The sequence below is a fragment of the Pseudovibrio sp. W74 genome (assembly GCF_001623085.1).
Lineage (GTDB): Bacteria > Pseudomonadota > Alphaproteobacteria > Rhizobiales > Stappiaceae > Pseudovibrio.
The window spans coordinates 70667-70899 of record NZ_LMCJ01000058.1 but is presented as its reverse complement, the minus strand read 5'-3'; the positions used below and the strand labels follow the sequence as shown (position 1 = coordinate 70899).

The 233-nt window shown below is 55.8% G+C and carries 1 pseudogene; it reads left to right on the top strand.

From position 1 onward, the window contains the following. A pseudogene (locus PsW74_RS30050) lies at positions 1-154 on the top strand (cell division ATP-binding protein FtsE); the annotation flags it as partial. Between the last annotated feature and the right edge of the window lie 79 nt (positions 155-233).

Below are 233 nucleotides of genomic sequence, written 5' to 3'. Positions count from 1 at the left end.
CCCGCCGCTTGCCCGCCGTTTACTGCGTTTGTTCATTGAGTTGAACCGGCTTGGCACTTCCGTGGTGATCGCAACCCACGATTTCCATTTGCTGGAGCAGGTGGAAGCTCGGCATCTTATCCTCAACGACGGGCGGTTGGCTGTTCATGACTGATACTCAGCAAAGAAGAGAACCGCCAATGTCTGGCCCAAAGTCCGGGCCAAAACGTGCGCCAGCTGGACAAAAAAGGCCT